This is a genomic window from Providencia sp. 6390 (genome assembly GCF_058148425.1).
This window is the reverse complement of sequence record NZ_JBYVYL010000001.1, coordinates 320,910-341,707: the sequence shown is the minus strand read 5'-3', so window position 1 is coordinate 341,707 and position 20,798 is coordinate 320,910. Positions and strand designations below refer to the sequence as shown.

General features: G+C 40.0%; 18 protein-coding genes. 3 read left to right on the top strand and 15 right to left on the bottom strand.

The window, feature by feature from the left end:
* Positions 1-25 precede the first annotated feature (25 nt).
* The gene (pta, locus tag AC3Z9T_RS01650; protein WP_490125126.1) at positions 26-2,155 is read left to right on the top strand and encodes a phosphate acetyltransferase; all 2,130 of its coding nucleotides are present in this window, start codon (positions 26-28) and stop codon (positions 2,153-2,155) included.
* Positions 2,156-2,219: 64 nt separating this feature from the next.
* Here pta and AC3Z9T_RS01645 read toward each other — a convergent pair whose 3' ends face one another.
* From AC3Z9T_RS01645 to yfcD, 6 genes are all read right to left on the bottom strand, one after another.
* Entirely contained in the window at positions 2,220-3,062 is an 843-nt protein-coding gene (locus AC3Z9T_RS01645) for a phosphatidylinositol-specific phospholipase C domain-containing protein (RefSeq protein WP_490124470.1), read from the bottom strand.
* Positions 3,063-3,126: 64 nt separating this feature from the next.
* Positions 3,127-4,485: an MFS transporter gene (locus tag AC3Z9T_RS01640; protein ID WP_490124469.1), complete on the bottom strand. Its 1,359-nt coding sequence runs from the start codon at positions 4,483-4,485 to the stop codon at positions 3,127-3,129.
* Positions 4,486-5,011: 526 nt separating this feature from the next.
* On the bottom strand, positions 5,012-6,460 hold the full coding sequence (locus AC3Z9T_RS01635; protein ID WP_490124468.1) for a sodium:solute symporter family protein: 1,449 nt from the start codon (positions 6,458-6,460) through the stop codon (positions 5,012-5,014).
* The gene (locus AC3Z9T_RS01630) at positions 6,457-6,654 is read right to left on the bottom strand and encodes a DUF3311 domain-containing protein (protein ID WP_490124467.1); all 198 of its coding nucleotides are present in this window, start codon (positions 6,652-6,654) and stop codon (positions 6,457-6,459) included. Before AC3Z9T_RS01630 ends, AC3Z9T_RS01635 begins: the two co-directional genes overlap by 4 nt.
* An 18-nt stretch (positions 6,655-6,672) precedes the next feature.
* Positions 6,673-7,908: a M24 family metallopeptidase gene (locus AC3Z9T_RS01625; protein ID WP_490124466.1), complete on the bottom strand. Its 1,236-nt coding sequence runs from the start codon at positions 7,906-7,908 to the stop codon at positions 6,673-6,675.
* A 236-nt stretch (positions 7,909-8,144) separates the two neighbouring features.
* Complete coding sequence (gene yfcD / locus AC3Z9T_RS01620) at positions 8,145-8,687, bottom strand: NUDIX hydrolase YfcD (protein WP_490124465.1); 543 nt, start codon at positions 8,685-8,687, stop codon at positions 8,145-8,147.
* 341 nt (positions 8,688-9,028) lie between these two features.
* Between yfcD and AC3Z9T_RS01615 the strand changes: the two genes are divergently transcribed.
* Together AC3Z9T_RS01615 and AC3Z9T_RS01610 are read left to right on the top strand one after the other, a co-directional pair.
* The gene (locus AC3Z9T_RS01615) at positions 9,029-9,931 is read left to right on the top strand and encodes a TIGR01777 family oxidoreductase (RefSeq protein ID WP_490124464.1); all 903 of its coding nucleotides are present in this window, start codon (positions 9,029-9,031) and stop codon (positions 9,929-9,931) included.
* 632 nt (positions 9,932-10,563) lie between these two features.
* Entirely contained in the window at positions 10,564-11,940 is a 1,377-nt protein-coding gene (locus AC3Z9T_RS01610; protein ID WP_490124463.1) for a hypothetical protein, read from the top strand.
* A 38-nt stretch (positions 11,941-11,978) separates the two neighbouring features.
* Here the strand turns inward: AC3Z9T_RS01610 and AC3Z9T_RS01605 are convergent, their stop codons facing one another.
* The 9 genes from AC3Z9T_RS01605 to AC3Z9T_RS01565 all read right to left on the bottom strand — a co-directional run bounded on the left by AC3Z9T_RS01605 (position 11,979) and on the right by AC3Z9T_RS01565 (position 20,704).
* Complete coding sequence (locus AC3Z9T_RS01605; protein ID WP_490124462.1) at positions 11,979-12,551, bottom strand: UbiX family flavin prenyltransferase; 573 nt, start codon at positions 12,549-12,551, stop codon at positions 11,979-11,981.
* Between the two features lie 295 nt (positions 12,552-12,846).
* Entirely contained in the window at positions 12,847-14,364 is a 1,518-nt protein-coding gene (gene purF / locus AC3Z9T_RS01600; protein WP_490124461.1) for an amidophosphoribosyltransferase, read from the bottom strand.
* Positions 14,365-14,378: 14 nt separating this feature from the next.
* On the bottom strand, positions 14,379-14,882 hold the full coding sequence (gene cvpA / locus AC3Z9T_RS01595) for a colicin V production protein (protein ID WP_490124460.1): 504 nt from the start codon (positions 14,880-14,882) through the stop codon (positions 14,379-14,381).
* A gap of 179 nt (positions 14,883-15,061) precedes the next feature.
* Positions 15,062-15,730 (bottom strand): cell division protein DedD, encoded by a 669-nt coding sequence (gene dedD, locus AC3Z9T_RS01590; RefSeq protein WP_490124459.1) that lies wholly within the window; start codon positions 15,728-15,730, stop codon positions 15,062-15,064.
* Positions 15,731-15,735: 5 nt separating this feature from the next.
* Positions 15,736-17,025: a bifunctional tetrahydrofolate synthase/dihydrofolate synthase gene (gene folC / locus AC3Z9T_RS01585; RefSeq protein WP_490125125.1), complete on the bottom strand. Its 1,290-nt coding sequence runs from the start codon at positions 17,023-17,025 to the stop codon at positions 15,736-15,738.
* Entirely contained in the window at positions 17,018-17,998 is a 981-nt protein-coding gene (gene accD, locus AC3Z9T_RS01580; RefSeq protein WP_490124458.1) for an acetyl-CoA carboxylase, carboxyltransferase subunit beta, read from the bottom strand. The genes folC and accD overlap by 8 nt, the downstream gene beginning before the upstream one ends.
* Positions 17,999-18,140: 142 nt before the next feature.
* On the bottom strand, positions 18,141-18,827 hold the full coding sequence (locus tag AC3Z9T_RS01575; protein ID WP_490124457.1) for a DedA family protein: 687 nt from the start codon (positions 18,825-18,827) through the stop codon (positions 18,141-18,143).
* A gap of 51 nt (positions 18,828-18,878) precedes the next feature.
* A complete protein-coding gene (gene truA, locus AC3Z9T_RS01570; protein ID WP_490124456.1) occupies positions 18,879-19,694 on the bottom strand; it encodes a tRNA pseudouridine(38-40) synthase TruA in 816 nt (271 codons plus the stop codon).
* On the bottom strand, positions 19,694-20,704 hold the full coding sequence (locus tag AC3Z9T_RS01565; protein ID WP_490124455.1) for an aspartate-semialdehyde dehydrogenase: 1,011 nt from the start codon (positions 20,702-20,704) through the stop codon (positions 19,694-19,696). Before AC3Z9T_RS01565 ends, truA begins: the two co-directional genes overlap by 1 nt.
* Between the last annotated feature and the right edge of the window lie 94 nt (positions 20,705-20,798).

Below are 20,798 nucleotides of genomic sequence, written 5' to 3'. Positions count from 1 at the left end.
AGAGGTTCCCGTGTCTCGTACAATTATGTTAATTCCTACCGGCACTAGCGTTGGTTTAACCAGCGTCAGTTTAGGTGTCGTTCGCTCAATGGAACAAAAAGGTGTTCAATTGAGTGTGTTTAAGCCTATCGCTCAGCCACGTATTTCAGGTCATAAAGACCAAACAACTGAAGTTTTACGTTCTCATTCAAGCATCACCTCTATCGTCGAACCATTAGAAATGGAATATGTTGAGTCATTACTGACCTCTTCAAAAAAAGACGTATTGATGGAAGAAATTGTTGCTCGTTACCATGAGCAAACAAAAAATGCTGAAGTGGTTCTGATCGAAGGTTTAGTGCCAACACGTAAGCATTCTTTTGCCCAATCACTGAACTATGACATCGCTAAAACATTAGGCGCTGAAATTGTTTTCGTTACGGCTCCAGGTAACAGCACTATCACGCAAATGAAAGAGCGTTTAGAATTAGTGCGTAACGAGTTTGGTGGCCCACGCAATAAAAACATCATTGGTGTGATCGTTAATAAAGTTAACGCACCCGTTGATGAGCAAGGCCGTACACGCCCTGACCTGTCTGAAATTTTTGATGACTCAACAAAAGCAACCATCGCCAATATCACGCCAAAAGAATTAGAGTGCCTGAGCCTACCAGTGCTGGCATCGATTCCTTGGAACTTTGACCTGATTGCAACTCGTGCCATCGATATGGCAAAACACTTGAATGCAGAAGTGGTTAACGAAGGTGAAATCAAAACTCGCCGTGTTAAATCAGTCACTTTCTGTGCTCGTAGTATTCCTCACATGTTAGAACACTTCCGTCCGGGCTCACTGCTGGTGACCTCCGCAGATCGCCCTGACGTATTGGTTTCAGCTTCTTTAGCAGCCATGAATGGCGTTGAAATTGGCGCCGTGTTGTTAACGGGTGGCTACCATATTGACGCACCAATTCGTCAATTATGCGAACAAGCCTTTGAAACAGGTTTGCCAGTCTTCATGGTGAAAAGCAATACATGGCAGACTTCTTTGAACCTGCAAAGCTTTAGCTTAGAAGTTCCAGCAGATGACCATGAACGTATTGAAAAAATTCAAAACTACGTTGCACGTCATATCAGCAGTTCATGGATTGAGTCTTTAGTTGCTGACTCAGAGCGTCCAAACCGCCTGTCTCCTCCTGCGTTCCGTTATCAATTGACTGAATTAGCACGTAAAGCGGGCAAACGTATTGTTCTGCCTGAAGGCGATGAACCACGTACTGTTAAAGCAGCGTCTATCTGTGCTGAGCGTGGTATCGCAACATGTGTTCTACTGGGTAACCCAGAAGACATTCGCCGTGTCGCATCAGCTCAAGGTATCGAGTTGGGTGCAGGTATTGAAATTGTCGACCCACTGAAAGTACGTGAAGAGTATGTTGCTCGCCTTGTTGAATTACGTAAAAGCAAGGGTATGACTGAAGTTGTCGCACGTGAACAGCTTGAAGATAACGTGGTTCTTGGTACATTGATGTTAGAAAAAGGCGAAGTTGATGGCCTAGTTTCTGGCGCAGTACACACCACTGCAAACACCATTCGCCCACCGTTACAGTTAATCAAAACTGCACCGGGTAGCTCACTGGTTTCTTCTGTGTTCTTTATGCTATTGCCTGAACAAGTCTTTGTTTACGGTGACTGTGCAATCAACCCAGATCCAACAGCAGAACAACTGTCTGAAATCGCTATCCAATCTGCCGATTCAGCCAAAGCCTTTGGTATTGATCCACGCGTTGCGATGATCTCTTACTCTACAGGTAATTCAGGCGCAGGTAGTGATGTTGAGAAGGTACGTGAAGCAACACGTCTGGCACAAGAAAAACGCCCTGACCTGATGATTGACGGCCCACTTCAGTATGATGCTGCAGTAATGGCTGACGTTGCTAAATCAAAAGCACCAAACTCACCAGTAGCAGGTAAAGCAACAGTATTCATCTTCCCTGACCTAAATACAGGTAACACCACTTATAAAGCGGTTCAACGTTCAGCGGACTTGGTTTCTATCGGTCCTATGCTGCAAGGTATGCGTAAACCTGTAAACGACCTGTCTCGCGGTGCGTTGGTTGATGATATTGTTTACACCGTTGCTTTGACAGCAATTCAAGCAGCACAGAATGAAAATGCTTAATTACTACAATTAAGTATTTATTAGCAAAAAGCCAACTGTAACAGTTGGCTTTTTTATATATCAATTAACAATAATCAAATTCATTGGTTTGGATAGTTTTGATGGCTAAATCATCATCAATAAAATCGTAGATAAGTACACCTTTTCCACTATTTTTTTCCAACACCGTCAATTTATTAGCAATAATTGGATTAATAATATTAGCATAACCCACTGGATTTTCTAATTTGCCATTGGTTGCACTGATATGATTAAGGATTAATTTATGGTCGTAATGCTGTATTGGTAATAACAAGGCTTTAATGTCTTTTATTTTCTCTTCAACATCTGGCCCATTCCAATTATCCTGCAATACTATGTTATCATTTTCATGCCAATTATAGGCCCATGTGAGCTCATCTAATGAAGATACTTGCCATGTCGGTGCTGCACATTCAATCGCAATAATTTTGCCTCTTACCTCACCTAATGTTGGCCAAATATAGTGCTCCCCATCATCATTGAATTTTGGTAGATAGAGATGATCAAGGTAGTCAGCAATAAAGGTTTGGATCGCTGATTTATACTGTTCGAAATCATCTTTCTTTTCATTGGCATTTTGAATACGAACCAGCACAAACTCTGATGGATTTTGAGCTAAAAATTGCTGTAACTGTTCGAAAATAGCTTGTGCAGAGATATCGCTGATCCACTCACGATGTGCTGCGACCAAGTCTCTAGTGATCCTTAAATCAAAAAAGCGCACACCAATATTCAGTTGTTCAACTAATGATAGATGTTGAGTTTTATAATAGTCACTGTCACATAGAGCTGTCATGGCATCATGAGTGCCCGGTATGCTCAACTCAGTAATTGACCGGTTATCACTAATATATTTTAGCCAACAAGGTAGTTTGTTATTTATCATAGAGCATGACTCTGCTGCTGATTATCAATAAATTATCCGAAGGTTTCCCTCCGGATAATCACTATTATTGTGCCGCCGCTTTTTTCATCTTAATTAATTTCCAAGATAGTAGCGCCGCGATTAAGGTTAAGATTGATAAACCAACAAATACATGACTGATAATCGTTGTTGGTGTGAGCACTTCACGAATGATTTTTCCATGTTCATCTAATTGTGGACTAAAAATGATTTTACCTAGCACTAAAGGCGCTAACAAAGCAGGAAGATAGCCAATGGTGATCGCCAGTGACATTGCCGCTGAAGCATTTTTCTTGTCAATGTTAGATTCACCAATCGGTGCATAATAAACACCACGGATCATAAAACAGCATGCAGAAGCACACAGCATAAGTATCATGATGCTATTGCGTATAACTGGCGTCACGATATCTTCTGGTGCCTGTCCCGGTAAAAAATCAGCCACAGCGGCTGGATTCATATAGAAAAGTACACTGATCGTCGCGAGTAAAATCGCTAATAAAAATGACATAAAACGCATAAAGTGCGCGGTTGATTTAAATGCTAAGGTGACTAATAACGTTGAAAGTAATGGCAACATCCGTAGCGCAATAACAACAGAAGCAAATATTGCTGCAACTGTCGCGGATGTTCCATAACCAGCCTGTAAGAAACGAGCAAAATAGGTGCCTGCCGCTACAAACGTTCCATAAATACAAAATACGTTTAACCCAGTGATCCACACAATTGGCAATTTAATCACTTTGAAAACCCCTGAAACTGCCTCTTTAACAGAGCTCGCACTCTCAGTATCATCACCAACCCGTGCATCTTTAGAAACGGCAAGAAAAATAAAAATAGCGGTAGCTAATACAATCACCGATGCCGTTATCATCATAATACGGCTAGAGGCTTCAAAATAAACCATCGCTGCCCAAACTAAACTGAGTAAAAATGCCAATAAACCACGCCCAAATTCAAACATACCAAATGCAACACCTTGATGTTCTTTGGTCGTCGACAAACTAACCGCTTTAAAGTTAGCAGGTTTAAACAAAACCTCACTCAGTAACAGCATAAAGAAAAAACACAGCAACAATGTTGGCATGCTTAAACCCGGTGAGTTTAATGCAATGAATAACGAAATACAGCCAACCCCGAGTGTAGTAAGAAACATAATATTACGGACTTTAAAGCGATCACCTATCCAACCTAGCCCTATCGTACCGAGTAAAATAACCAAGCCTTGCATTGAATATAGCTGCCCTGCTTGCGCATCTGAAATACCCATTGCAACAGGAAACCCTAGCGGTAGAGAATTACGCAGATCCCAAAAAGCATAAAGTAATTGGGCATTTGCAGTGATAAAGAGCAATTGAACAACCGTATGGGATGAGAACCCAAATTTACGCATTAAATTAGTCATTTTTTGTATCCATTATAATTATATGAATAATACGTTTCATAAGTAGTCGCACTTAGATAGTTTAAAATTTGTTTTTATCTATCTAATGATGTTGTGTAATACGCTGCTATCACGGTGTTGTAGATAAAATTCAATAACTCACCAGATCAATGGATAATTAAGTACAAATAACTAGCCCTGTCATGTTGAAATTTAGACCCACACCAAGTGAATCATGCATTTCAAAATTAGTATTTATAAAAAATATATTCCGTGATCGTTTTCACATATCATTAACCTTCATTTTTCTTCATGAAAAATTTGCTACGCAAATAACATACCAATCAAGTATATTATTTTTAAATTAATATATTTCAATGAGTTAAAATATTCGACTTAAGTTAGATAGTAATCCGTATTAATAGGTATTTACACCTATATCGGGCAGTGGGGGCATCAATTTATGATTATTTACGTTGGCGGGGAAATTATATTTATAAAAAAAGCTAGAAGAAACATCCCCTAGCTTTTGTATTTAACCAATATTTTATTTATTACTTTTACCTGTGAATAAAGAGACAACCGTAGCAACAAGTATATTTAATACAAATGCTGCGATACCAATATTCATAAACTCAAGCCCTTCGCTTAACCAAGGAAAAAGTTGTGATAATGAGATGTGTTCAATATAAGTAACGGCAAGGAAAACAACGCCAGCAATAATACCCGTAATCGCTCCAGCCGCAGACATTGGATTATGTTTTCTAAAACTCATCAATAACGCTGGGAAAAACTGTGCAACAATATTCACGCCGAGTAACATTATTGCCACCAAGGTATCGTTACTGTGAAAAATAAAATACAAACTAACCAAAGCCACCAACGGTACCATAAAGCGTGCATAAATACCTGATTGACGCTTTTCCTCACTGACATTGAGCGTTTTTTGTACCACACCCGCTAACATATTCGATGTTGTTAATAACAACATCGACCCCGGCACTAAAGCGGTTAACATCCCTGCTGCACCAATTAACCCCACAATCACAGGTGAAAAAGTCGCCTTAGATATTTCAAATAACGATATGTCGACTTGCGAACCATCAAGATGAGGAATTTGCAATATTGCGGCGTAACCAACAAAGAATGCAAATAGCATAATCAAGCTATAAGCAGGAATTAAAATACTATTTCGTTTCAATGATTTCTCATTTTTTGCTGTAAATACTGCTGCCATATAATGTGGCCAGCAAAAATAGGCAACTACCGATAAGAAAATGGTGGAAATATACCAAGGAATGTTCAGCCCTTTATCTGAAAAAGTTAAAAACCCAGGACTCGCCGTATCGATCGCACGGAACATATCACCAAAGCTACCATAATAGTGTAATGGAATATAAATACCGATAAATAGCACCACCAGTAAGATCATCAAATCTTTTAAAGCGGAAGTCCACGCAGAGCCATGTATACCTGAAATCATCACAAACAGCGTAACAGCAATGATCCCTATCCAAATTGCCATATCCGCAGGGATCGCACCATAAGAAGCTTGAGAAACAATAATTCCCAATCCTTTAAGTTGTAATACAAATAAAGGCACCATCGCCGCAATAGAAATTAAGCTCACGAGCAGTGCTAAGCCTTGACTCTGATATTTCGCACCAAAAAAATCAGAAATAGTTCTGATGTCATTTTCTTTAGCAAATCGCCAAACTCGTGGGTGTACCCAATATAAAAAGATCCCCATAAATGCGTTGACGGCTAAGGTATAAAGAATTGCGGGTCCTTTTCCATACGCCCAACCACTTCCCCCTAAAAAGGTGAAAGTAGTATAGATCTCACCTGCACTGAGTAAAAAGACTAATAATGCGCCATAACTGCGACCACCAACCGACCACCCTTCGTGATCCATGGTTTTGCCTTTTTTGGCACGAAGTGCAAGATAAATACTAAAGAGGAAAAACAGCGTAATCACAACCAGTGCTGAGCTCATTGTTCTTCCTTACTATGTTTAGAATCTAATACGTTAATTAGCAACATAATCAATGCGCTAATCACCACCCAAGCAACAATCCAAAACATTAAAAACGGCAAACCCATGACAAATGGCTCCACACGGTTGGCATAATAAACACCTACCGTTAGCGCCAGCAAAGGAAAGACGATCAAAAAATGATACCATTTCATTGATAAGCTCCTTGATGATTAACCACGAGAAACCAAACTTCGCGGTAAGTGGCTCAGCATTTCTACCCCGTCCTCGGTGATCAACAACATATCTTCGATCATAATACTTCCTACTCCAATGCCGTAATATGGCGTTTCAAGGCTCATCACCATACCTGCTTTGAATACTTCAGTTGTTGCCGCACTCACAAACGGCGCTTCTTCCAACCCAACAAATACACCGTCTCCATGGCCTAAATGACCACGGTTATAGTAAGGCAGACCAGAACAACGAATTAATGCCATGGTGTCATTAAATACATCACTTAATTGCACCCCCGGTGCAACACGGCTCAACATATATTCATGACCTTTCTGGATCGTTTGATAAAGTGATACCACTTTGTCATTTGCTGCACCCACCACAAACGTTCTTGCGATATCTGCACCATAGCCTGCCACATCGACACCACAATCAAACTTAATTAAATCACCTTCTTTGGCTGGCACATTATCAGGAAGCATTTTAGGTGAAAAATCACTGCCCACAGAAATCAAATTAAAACGACTATAGTTAGTTTCAGGATATTGCATTACCTTCGCTTTAAACGCCGCCGTTAATTCTGCGGAAGTACAACCCACTTTGATTAACTCACTAGCCGCTTGAATACCTGCCTCAGTAATTTCTGCACTTTTTCGTAATTGAATAATTTCCCACTCACTTTTAATCATTCGCAGTTCATTAAATAATGGTGCGGAATCCACTAAATTGAGCTCGGGGATCACTTTATCTAACCACACTTTGCCGATATGGCTAATTTGGTTTAATTCAATAGCGACGGGTTTGCCATGCACACCAGCCTCTGTTAAAGCATCCTTTAATAAGCTAAAAATAGTTTCAATTGGGCTATTAATAGGTCTTGGTTTTATCACTTTACCATTTTCAGGGTTGTATGGATCATCGACATCAACCCAGATAGGAAACGTCACAATATGTGCGTTAGGCATCTCTAATTGCAAATTTGCTGCTTCAAATTCATTCATGATAACCAGAGATTTTACTGCCGGATCACGAAAAATGACGGCAATAGCCGTGCCCGTTTGCCTAAAGGTATACATAAAGAAGCTCGCAAACCCAGTTAGATGATAAAAGTTATCACCAACCGTTGCCACCAGTGCTTCGATACCATCTCGCTCCATGATTTGACGTGCTTTATTTGTGACATTCTCAAGGTGTTGTTGTTTCAAGAAAGATATATCTTTATATGTTGTCATTATTTAATTTCTCAGGTGATGTCTGAATATCAATACCGCGCCCATCAAGCAAGCTTTCTGCGGAATGAATATAGCAATTAATCTTTCTACTATTTATAACCAATAGTTATAATTTATTCTAGATAACACTATATAAGTAATAAGAAGAGTTAGAGTTAAAAGGACTAACATGAAGCATTAACATTTTGAAATTACTTCGATATTTAGCCCTTTTTATAGGAGATTTATTCGTGCCTCTATAAATTATCAGCGCAGGAAATGGCTTTATCGAATTGATTATTACGTGTTAGCCATAAAGAGAGTGCTTTCAACGAGTCAGGGGTAAATTCATCACAGCGGGCACTAATTTCATCAGGTGTTAACCAACTGACTTCAACAACCTCTGATTCTTGCAAGGCAAATGGGCCATGGCTAACACAGCTAAATAAGCCCCCCCAAATACGGCAATTGTCACCTTCATAATAAAATAAGCCGTGCTCCGCAAATGGCACTCCAGAAACGCCAAGTTCCTCTTGTGCTTCGCGTTTTGCGGAATCAAGAATATTCTCCCCTTGGGTGACCACCCCGCCAGCTGTTGCATCCAAATAGCCTGGATAGAAATCTTTGATGTCAGTTCGTCTTTGCACCAAAATTTTGCCCATGCCATCATGGACAACAATATAAGTTGCACGATGGCGTAAGTTTTCAGCACGCATCTGCCTACGAGTCGCTTGAGCGATTACTTCATTGTTGTCATCAACAATATCGACCCATTCAACCACCTCGGTTTGTTCTTCCATCCTTAAAACCTTTTTTATCAGCCTGTTAAGTACAGTTGTTATGCCATAGAATTTTACCGAAAACGGCCAAGCAAATAGTCTATATACCCGACATAATTCAACATTCAACGATGAGACATGACGAGCACATAACAAGGTATGCTTTTCATTGCCCCCTTGCAAGTAAACAGCAATAAATTTGAGTGTTCATTTCGCAGTAATGGTGAATTACCTTTCACTTATCATATCGTTATGAAATCATTTTCACAAAATTGTTAACAACGCCAACAAATTTATTTCGCAACTGCTATAGTTAGCACAAATAGGCTCAATATTAGTCCCATTTTTCACAGGAGGCGATTATGCGGATACTTATTACTGGCGGTACAGGATTGATTGGTACTCCTCTCGTTCAGCGACTTGTGGCGCGTTCGGATAAGGTAACTGTATTAAGCCGCTCTCCACAAAAAGTTTACAGCCATTTCTGTAAAGCGGTTGAGTGTTGGACTTCACTGCATGATAAACAAAATCTTAATGACTTTGATGCAGTGATTAACCTTGCAGGCGAGCCTATCGCTGAAAAGCGTTGGACTGATGAGCAGAAAAAAATATTATGTGAAAGCCGCTGGGTAATAACTCAACGCTTAACTGAATTAATTGCGGCAAGTGATACTCCACCGCATACTTTTTTATCTGGCTCTGCGGTTGGTTATTATGGGGATCAAGGGCAAGCCGTTGTTGATGAATTTGAACAACCCCACGATGAGTTTACCCATTACTTATGTCAGCATTGGGAAGCACTTGCACAAAATGCCCAATCAGCAACAACACGGGTATGCATATTACGCACAGGCGTCGTTATGTCGTTGAATGGTGGTGCTCTCGCAAAAGTACTGCCTATCTTTAAAATGGGTGCTGGTGGCCCTATAGGACATGGTAAACAGTTTATGCCATGGATCCATATCAATGATATGGTAAATGCCATCTGTTTTTTACTTGATAATAACGCATTATCAGGTCCATTTAATATGACTGCCCCTTACCCTGTTCATAATGACCAATTTTCAGCTATTTTAGGCGAAGTTATTAGCCGACCTGCATTTATTCGTACCCCTGCCTTTGCGATCAAAGCTATATTAGGCGAAGCTGCCGCATTAGTGCTTGGTGGCCAACAGGCCATCCCAAAACGTTTAGAAGAAGCGGGTTTTCAATTTGAATTTATTGAATTGAGAATTGCCTTAGAAGACTTGTTTAAAAACCAATAACAATAAATAGCCATGCCAATAGGTATGGCTATTCACTCGCCATACTTCAAACCGTAATGCTTTTTGTTAAAGTATACTGACTGTATCTCGAATTATATAGAGTATAAACATAATTGCAGATAAAAAGTCATGCAGTTAATTAATCACAGTGATTATCGAATATTGAGATTTAATTTTTTAAATATTGAGCCATATATAATCTGAACATTAAATTATTAACTAATTGCAATGGGTGATAATTAATATGAAAAGATTATTTATATTAGCTTATGGATCCTGCAGTTATATTTCCTTTCTGATTGGTTTTTGTTTTTTATTTTTACTGCTCATGAATATTGGTATTCATAATATGCAAAATAATAATAGCGCATCCGGTATTAAACCTTGGCTTATCAATAATAGATTATTCTATTCAGTCTTATTTAAGGCTGAATATATTTTTTGATATTCCATGAAATGTCAGATAAAAAATCCCACACCAATAACCCCAGAAAATATATTGCAAGATTGTATTTATACTAAAAACACATACTAGATAAACACGTCTAATTTATAAATTTTCTAGGCCAATATTTAAAATTCATTGTCACAAGATTAATTATAATTAAAAAAATCAATCTTAGAGAATAAAAATGACTATCAACTTAACAAGTTCAAATAAAGTTCCATTTAAGCAAACATATTTGACCCTAATGGCTGAACATAATTCATTTAAAGAAAAGCTATTAGGAGCATCCAGCACCAATAAAAAATTCCCCGGTTTCTGCGTTGGTTTTTCTACTAAATTTTTACATCACTACAATAATAATAGTGAACAGAAATTCATTAATAATTACCAAGCTTTCATTAACAAAATAAATGAAAGTTTATCTGATTCATCAAAAGGTTTCGATCCTAGTAAAATTTACACAGCGAAAAAAGGAGAAAAAACTCAGCTACAAGACATTCATTCTCAACAACTAATAAAAGAAGTCATGACGATACAAGACCAACACATCAAAACAAACAAATTAGATATTTCCAATTACTTCAACCACTTGATCAATACAAAAAATAGCTTGAAGAATACAATTGATAAAAATAACATCAAAAAAGAAACTTATATTCTGCTAGATAAAATATTAACACTAAACTTAAAATCCAAGGGAACTCATTATTACTTTAAAGAATGTGAAGATCACATAAAGAAAATAAAACTGGATATTGATAGTTTTATCTCTTGTTTAGAAACCAATAATACATCATTAAATGCCGCCACTTTACCGACATCATGCATTAATGAATTGAAAAATAATATAGATTTTAAAAAAGAAAAACTCTCAAAAACAGATATCTATAATCTCGTTAAAATCATATCTGACCATAACTTGAGTCATTTAGCTAATGATTATAAAGAAATGAATAAAGCTTTTAATTTAAATGCTGGTAATAATGTTTTTAGTAGTATAAGGAATAGAGAAAAGATAGATCTTAAAGATTTCATACTGAAACTTAAAAATAGTAAAGAACATCAGCAAAATTATATTTTTTGTAGCAATAATCATGCATGTGCAATTGGTGTCAGAGAAGATAGCCAAGGAAATAAAAACTATGCTTTCTTCAATCCAAATACTGAAATTATTAAATTCACACAATTTTCTAATTTTGCTAACTTTTTAGAGGAATTTGTTAAGAAGTATGAAAGCTCATATGATTTCTCAAAAAATAATGACAGCTCTGATTACTCAATTCAATTTATTAAATTTGAAAATACACAACCAATCACAGTAAAAGATATAACAAATGATGAAAAATATAAGCCAATATTCCCCAACAGAATATCTACTGAAAATAAAATATTAACAAAACAAAAACCCCTAACAGAACCTACAGAAAGTGGTCATTTTGATACAAAGACTGATAAATCACAGAGCAATCATATAGACAAAGTAATGGATAACTTCACCATCGATCCTAAGATAAAATCAATGTTTGGTAGTAGGATTAGGTCAATAAAAATAGCTCATTAATTTCTTTGTTTATCGTTGGATAAAATGTTCTTACTATACTACTTACCACCTTGCCAACGGTTAAATAAATCTTGCTCCAATTGAATATCAAATTGGTCTAAAACACGATTTACCGTTTGGTCAACAATATCTTGAATTATTTGAGGCTGGTGATAAAAAGCAGGCATGGGGGGCATAATCACAGCACCCATTTCTGCTGCTTGCACTAACAAACGCAAATGGCCGAGATGCAATGGTGTTTCACGTACACCCAAGACTAATTTTTTACCTTCTTTTAATACCACATCAGCTGCACGGGTGACTAACGTATCAGTATAACTGTGTACAATACCTGAAAGTGTTTTCATCGTGCATGGCATAATCACCATACCCGCCGTGCGAAATGAGCCCGATGAAATTGCAGCAGCGATATCACGGCTATCATAATTATGATCAGCCAACTGTTGGACATCTTTTACGCTATAACTAGTTTCTAACGCTAATGTTTGGCGAGCAGCAGCACTCATCACGAGATGCGTTTCCACATTATTAACTGGTTTTAAAACCTCTAACAGCCTAATGCCATAAATGGCACCACTCGCACCAGTTAAACCAATGATTAGCTTTTTCATGCCGCCCTCTTTAAAACGATAGTATGCAGAGCTAATCATAACAGTTTTTATCGTTAAAAACCGTCAAATCTATCAATTAGATCGCCAATGCTAATGATGTTAACTGATTAGCATATCGTAATTTCTAACGGTATAAAATGAATAATAAACATAATCTTATTTTTAGGAAAAACTTTTAATTTATTTTAATGATTATTATTTAATATAAAACAGATTATCTATCTGATATAAAAAACCAGCCTAAAATGGATAATCTAAATCCACAGGCTGGTTTTTATCTTGAAATCAAAAATAATTAACCTTCGTTATAAATCTCTAGGTTCTCAATTTCATTGTGATCTTTAATTTTTAATTCATCGTCTTTACGTAAATCTTCTAGGTAATCTAAGTAAGCTTGATCGATGTCTTTCGTCACATAAATACCATCAAACACTGAACATTCAAATTCACTGATTTCAGGATTTTCTTCGCGAACAGCATCCACCAAATCACTGAGATCTTGGAAAATCAAACCATCAGCACCAATCAGTTTACGGATTTCATCGACTTCACGACCGTGAGCAATTAACTCATTAGCGTTTGGCATATCAATACCATACACATTCGGGAAGCGAACCTCTGGTGCCGCAGAAGCAAAGTAAACATTCTTTGCTCCCGCTTCACGTGCCAATTCAACGATCTGCTCTGAAGTTGTACCACGTACAATTGAATCATCAATTAATAGTACGTTTTTATCACGGAACTCAGCGCGGTTAGCATTCAGCTTACGACGTACTGATTTACGGCGCTCCTGCTGCCCCGGCATGATAAATGTCCGGCCAACATAGCGATTTTTCACAAAACCTTGGCGATACGGTTTATCTAAGATGTGAGCAATTTCTAAGGCGATATCACAGGATGTTTCAGGAATTGGGATCACCACATCGATATGCAAATCTTCCCACTCACGGGCAATTTTTGCGCCTAATTTCTGCCCCATACGCAACCTTGCGTTATACACCGATATTTTATCGATAAAAGAGTCTGGGCGAGCAAAATAAACATATTCAAATAAGCATGGCGTTAATTGCGGGTTCTCTGCACACTGGCGAGTGTATAGTTGACCTTTTTCAGTCACATATACCGCTTCACCGGGTGCAACATCACGTAAGAACTCAAAGCCTAGTGTGTCCAATGCAACGCTTTCTGAAGCAACCATATACTCTTCTGCGCCATTTTCCAGTACACGACGCCCTAATACTAATGGACGGATACCGTGAGGATCGCGAAACGCTAACATGCCATGACCGATAATCAATGCCACACATGCATATGCCCCACGCAATCTTTTATGCATGGCAGCAACCGCAGTAAACACATTATCGGGTTCAAGTGGGAAATGGTCAAAACGGTCTAATTCATACGCCAATATATTTAATAAGATCTCAGAGTCTGAGGTGGTATTAACATGGCGACGAGCGGTTTCAAATAAACGGCGCGTAAGTTCATGCGCATTTGTCAGATTACCATTGTGAGCAAGGGTAATACCAAAAGGCGAGTTCACATAGAAGGGCTGTGCTTCTGATGCGCTTGAACTACCCGCTGTTGGATAACGTACATGGCCAATCCCCATGCAACCTTGCAGTCTAAGCATATGCCGCGTTTCAAAGACATCTTTGACGAGGCCATTCGCTTTACGTAAACGAATATTATTTTTGCCATCAATGGTAGCAATCCCTGCTGCATCTTGCCCACGATGCTGAAGCACCGTTAAGGCATCATAAATCGATTGGTTGACCGGTGATACACCGGCGATACCGACAATACCGCACATTTAGTCTTTCCTCATCAGCCAGACGGAGAGATGTTCTCCGGTAGGAAACTTGACGCATTTTGCAGGTAGTCAAAGAACCACCTGATTATATGACTGAACTGCGGAATAAGTTCCGAACGTTGCCAGTCCTCACTTTGAGGAAGTGGTGTAAACGTATCAAGGAAAAACAATAACGCTGATACTATTAACACACCACGCAACGCACCGAAGCAGATCCCCAGAACACGATCTGTACCCGATAAGCCAGTTTTTTGAACTAAAGAGCTAATCACATAGTTAACTACTGCACCAACAATTAATGTCGCAATAAATAATGCAGCAATAGCGATGCCATTTCTTACTAGTACGTCCTCAAAGCGCGTAAAATACTCTGCTAAATAAGGATAAAATGTACTTGCAACAAAAAATGCACAGCCCCATGTTATCAGTGATAAAGCCTCGCGAACAAACCCACGGATCAGGCTTACCAGTGCCGAGAAGCCAATGATGGCAATAATTGCGTAATCTATCCAGACCATATCTCATTCCAAAATTCGCACCCACGGCAGTGGCTGGAGTGCATTCTAACAGAAAACGAAAACGTTTGCGTAACCAATTTACATACAATTTAAAAAAACCAACGGCGAAAAGAAAAATTCATATTCGCCGCTGCAATTGGTTAAAAACTCGACCCTTTTATGATATTCCTAATTTAATATCATGGTTTAAAAGCCCTGATTTCACCCTGTAACCCCGTTATCGAACGCAGTTCAGGCAGAGCACTTTCTAACCGCTGCCGTGAAGCTTCTGGTCCAACAAAAATTCGTGTTAGTTGCCCATTCACTGGTCGTGATGGAACGGTATACACCTGATATCCAGATAACCGTAATTTCGCGACAATTTCCTCAACCTTCACTGAATTCTTCAATGCACCAAGCTGCACCACAAACGCTTTCCCCTGTGGAGCTTGAACTTCAGGTTTCGGCTCAGGTTTTGGTTCTGGCTTCGGCTCTGGCTTCACTTCAGGTTTTGGCGTAGGTTTAGGTTCTGGTTTTGGCTCTGGCTTTTTAGGTTGTTCAATTGGGGTAACCACTTTTTCTGGCGATGTAGGTGCAGTTTGCTGTTCGCGCTGCTGCTGATCCTGTTTTTGCTCAGAAATCGCTTCAGATAACATGGCTTCTGATGCTGCACCTGACGTTGAAGACTGAGTCAGAGGGGCAATCGCCTCGATATCTTGCTCGTCACCCGGCTTTGGAATAATAGGTATGGCCGCAAATTCATTTTCATTGTATTTCTTATCACCATCAAGTAGTGCGGGTAACACAATGATCCCCGCAGCCACTAAAACAATGGCCCCGACAAGACGATTCTGAAATTTACTTGCCACCGACTCTATCCTTTTGTTTGATCTAACAACATCATTACATGAGCAACAGTATGGAAAGAACCGCAAACAATCACGATATCTTTTTCTGTTGCATCAAGACAAGCTTGCTGCCATGCCTCATCAACTGACCCAAATACTTTTGGTGAATCCAGATATTGGCTCAATTGTGACGCAGGCGCACCACGAAACTCAGTTAATGGTGCCACATACCAATCAGTGACTTGCTCTGCTAGACAAGTCAACGTGCCTTGAATATCTTTATCACCTAACATACCCACCACTGCACGAGTACGACGCCCTTCAACTGAAGGTAGCTGCGCTAAGCGAGTGACTAAATAACCCGCTGCATGTGGGTTATGAGCCACATCCAGTATCATCAATGGCTTTTCACCAATAATTTGAAAACGCCCCGGCAACTGAGCTGACTTCAAACCGTCTTTCACTGCTTGATCGGTAATTTTATTGGCTAATTGGAGGTCAATCTCTTTAAGGCAGTAAATGACCCCTAAAGCAGTCGCAGCATTCGCTAACGGCACATTAGGTAACGGTAAATCCGCCCATTGGTATTTATCACTTCGCCATGACCAGCCATTTTCTTGCTGCTCAAAAGACCAATCTTTATCGCGGCGAAACAGCATCGTGCCAATTTTATCGGCATACTGACCAATAGATTCAGGCATGTCAGGTTCACCGACCACACCATAACGACCACCACGGAAAATACCGGCTTTCTCGAAACCAATATGCTCTCTATCTGAACCTAACCAATCAGTATGATCTATCGCAATACTGGTGATCGCAGTGACATCTGCATCGACAACATTGGTAGCATCTAAACGCCCACCTAAGCCAACTTCAAGGATCACCACATCTAACGCTGCTTGTTTAAACAACTTCAGCGCGGCCAATGTGCCGTACTCAAAGTAGGTTAATGAGATATCACCACGTTCAGCTTCGATATCAGCAAATACATGGCAAAAATTGGACTCAGCCGGCTCTTGGCCTTGAATACGTACACGCTCGGTATAACGAACAAGGTGTGGAGAGCTATAAACGCCGACTTTCAAGCCAGCAGCCATCAAAATGGATTCAAGGGTATGGCAAGTCGTCCCTTTGCCGTTAGTCCCAGTGACTGTGATCACCCGAGGTGCAGGTTGAGTTAAGCCCATTTTGCGAGCAACTTGTCCGACTCGCTCTAGCCCCATATCAATATTTTGGCTATGCAAGTCTGTAAGATAAGAAAGCCAAGCCTCCAATGGAGACTCGGAATTTGGAATGATAGATTGATTATTCATCATCTTTTTTATGCTTAGCAGAGTCCTTTACTTGCTCATGAGCATCGATGACAACATCGTCATTGACGATATCGATTTTCACTTCGTCTTCAATCACAGGCGCAAATTCCCCTGTATTGAAGCTTGGTTTATTGGTTAACATTGCCAGCACATCCGCTAGCGTATCACGCATGTCAGTACGGCGAACGATCATATCGATAGCGCCTTTTTCTAACAAAAACTCACTGCGTTGGAAGCCCTGAGGCAATTTTTCACGCACAGTTTGTTCGATAACGCGAGGACCCGCAAAACCGATTAGTGCCTTTGGTTCCGCTACGTTGATATCACCCAACATGGCCAAACTTGCAGACACCCCACCCATGGTTGGGTCGGTTAATACAGAGATGTAAGGCAGGCCACGCTCTTGCATTTTTGCTAGCGCTGCACTGGTTTTTGCCATTTGCATCAGTGATAACAACGCTTCTTGCATACGCGCCCCACCACTTGAAGAAAAGCAGACCAATGGGCAGTTATCTTCGAGTGCTTGTTCAACCGCACGAACAAAGCGAGCCCCCACTACCGATGCCATTGAACCACCCATGAAAGAGAACTCAAATGCCGCAGCAACGATTGGCATTTCTTTTAATGTTCCTTTCATTACCACGATAGCATCTTTTTCTCCGGTCTCTTTTTGAGCAGCAGAAATTCTATCTTTATATTTTTTTGAATCACGGAACTTGAGTATATCTTTAGGCTCAAGCTCACTACCTAATTCCGTCGTAGAGTCTTCATCAAGAAAAGTTTCAAGGCGCTGGCGTGCATGAATGCGCATATGGTGATCACATTTAGGGCATACTTGTAAATTACGCTCTAATTCAGCTCCATACAGTACTTGCCCGCAGCTATCACATTTAGTCCAAACCCCTTCAGGGATGTTGACTTTAGTTGATTGGGTCAAGTTACCTTTCTTTAAAATTTTTTCAATCCAGCTCATTAATGGACCTTTTTATCTGATTGGTCTCTGGCTATTCCTTTGAGAAACCCAATACATGGCCTCTCAGGTAAAACACCAGTATGTAATTTTGTGCCATTAAACCACAATGGTACTCCACTGTGGATAAAAACTTTTAAATCCGTTATGGATTATCACTTTTTTGCGTAGCGACACGCTTTTCTTTCGCAGCGGCGCGGCGATGACGGATTACTTCAATCACCCCCGGAAGAATAGAAATAAAGATAATGGCAACTATCAATAATTTCAAATTCTGCTGTACGAACGGCAAATCACCAAACAGGTAACCTGCATAAGTGAATGATAATACCCATAATAACGCACCTGTCACATTATAAAAGGCAAAATGACGATAAGACATTTTGCCCATCCCTGCAACAAATGGCGCAAAGGTTCTGACAATCGGCACGAAACGCGCCAATATAATCGCTTTACCACCGTGTTTTTCATAAAACGCATGGGTTTTATCTAAATAAATACGACGGAAAATTTTTGAATCAGGATTTTTAAATAATTTTTCGCCAAATATACGACCGATTGTATAGTTGACTGCATCACCTAAAATAGCCGCAATGATCATCAATGCAACCATTAAGTGCACATTCAAATCATTACTCTCTAATGCAGAAATCGCACCGGCAACGAATAATAATGAATCGCCGGGTAAGAATGGCGTCACTACTAGCCCAGTTTCACAAAATAAGATCAGAAATAAAATACCGTACACCCAAGTACCATATTCAGCAACTAGCTCCGCTAGATGCACATCGATATGCAAAATAAAATCGACAATAAAACTGATAAACTCCATAAATGTCCTCGTGATTTATGAATAGCGTCCATGCTATATCTAAAATTAGATTTACATCAGCTCATCTGCTAAAAAAAGTGGCCCCATCACATTGGATGGTAGAGAAAATTTTTCAGGATAATCAACGGCAACTAAGTACAAACCTTCAGCTTTAGCGGTTGCTGCGGCCTTTGTTCTGTCCTTAAGTTCGAGCAATTCTGCCATCCAATGAATATCTTGATTACCACAACCAATTTCTAGCAAACTTCCTACAATATTTCTGACCATATGATGAACAAATGCGTTGGCTTTGATGTCAACCACCACATAGTTACCATGACGGCTAACTTGTATATGCATTACATTACGCCAAGGCGTTCTTGACTGACACTGGACTGCTCTGAATGAGGTAAAATCATTTTCCCCCAACAATGCTTGAGCGGCCTGATGCATTCTTTTTTCATCCAGTGGGTAGTGAAAATGCGTTACTCCACTCGATAAAATCGCTGGGCGATAGCGATGATTAAAAATCACATAACGATAACGACGTGCCGTTGCACTAAACCGTGCATGAAACTCATCATCAACGCCTTGACACCAACGCACCGCTATATCATCGGGTAAATGGGTATTAACCCCCATTGTCCACGCCGCTTCTTTGCGGATCACTGGGGAATCAAAATGCACCACTTGCCCCGTTGCATGCACGCCTGCATCGGTGCGACCTGCACAAAAAACACTAATCGGCTGATTAGCCACTTTTGATAGCGCTTCTTCAAGGCAACCTTGGACACTTTTTACTTCTTGTTGGCGTTGCCAGCCATAATAACGACTACCGTTGTATTCAATGCCTAACGCAATGCGAGACAACTTTGTTGGCTCGGACATCAGTAAGATAGCTCCTGCGCCAGTTTTTCTGCCGTTTCAACTGCCATCAAGGCACCGCCAAAACGCACGTTATCGGCAACTGACCAAAACTGTAAGATTTCAGGAATGCCGTAATCATTACGAATACAACCGATACTCAAATAATCGTTGCCAGAGGCATCAGTCACTTGAGTTGGATAGTCGCCCTCTTCTGAGACCTGAATATCGTCAAAACGTTCAAGTTCATCACGCGCTTCTTCCGCACCGACTGGGCGCAAGGTTTCAAGGTAAACGACTTGAGCATTACCATAAAATACTGGGGATTGAATAAAGCTTACGGCAACCGGTAATCCATCATCCTGTAATACTTTACGTACTTGCTCCACCAGACGACGTTCCTGCTGAACACTACCTTCGCTGTCGGCTAACATTGGCAACATATTAAAGGCTAATTGTTTGGTAAAACGGCCTTCTTCGGCTGGAATGCCATTTAACAAACGCGCACTTTGCCCTGCAAGCTCATCCACAGCTGCCTTGCCATAAGCGGAAACAGATAACATATTTGTCAGTGTGATACGTCCGACACCTGCCGCATCAACTAATGGTTTGGTCGCACTCAGTAATTGGCTTACATAACTATCTGCAACGGCAATAATATTGCGATTACGATAATCGGCCAATACATGTGGGTTAACACTAGGTACGACTAAAGGAACATCTGGGTCGAGAGCAAAAACGCCACTGCTATCAATCACAATACAGCCTTCTTGTGCTGCTTGCTCCGCATATTGCACGCTGACGTCTTCATTTGCTACAAAGAAAGCCATTTGTGCTTGAGACCAGTCAAAATCAGTCACATCTTGAACTTGATAGCTCTTCCCATTAAAACGAACGCTCTCCCCTGCGGTTCGCTCACTGGCTAACAAATACAATTCGCCAACCGGAAATTCGCGTTCTTGTAATAATGCTAAAATGGCTTCACCGACAGCGCCGGTTGCGCCCAATAACGCAATATTCCAACCTTCAGTCATTACTGTTTCTCCAAAAAAATAACGATTAAATGAAATGATAATCGAGCCATAAGATTAGGTTGATGATCCACTCATCAACCTATTTATAATGGTT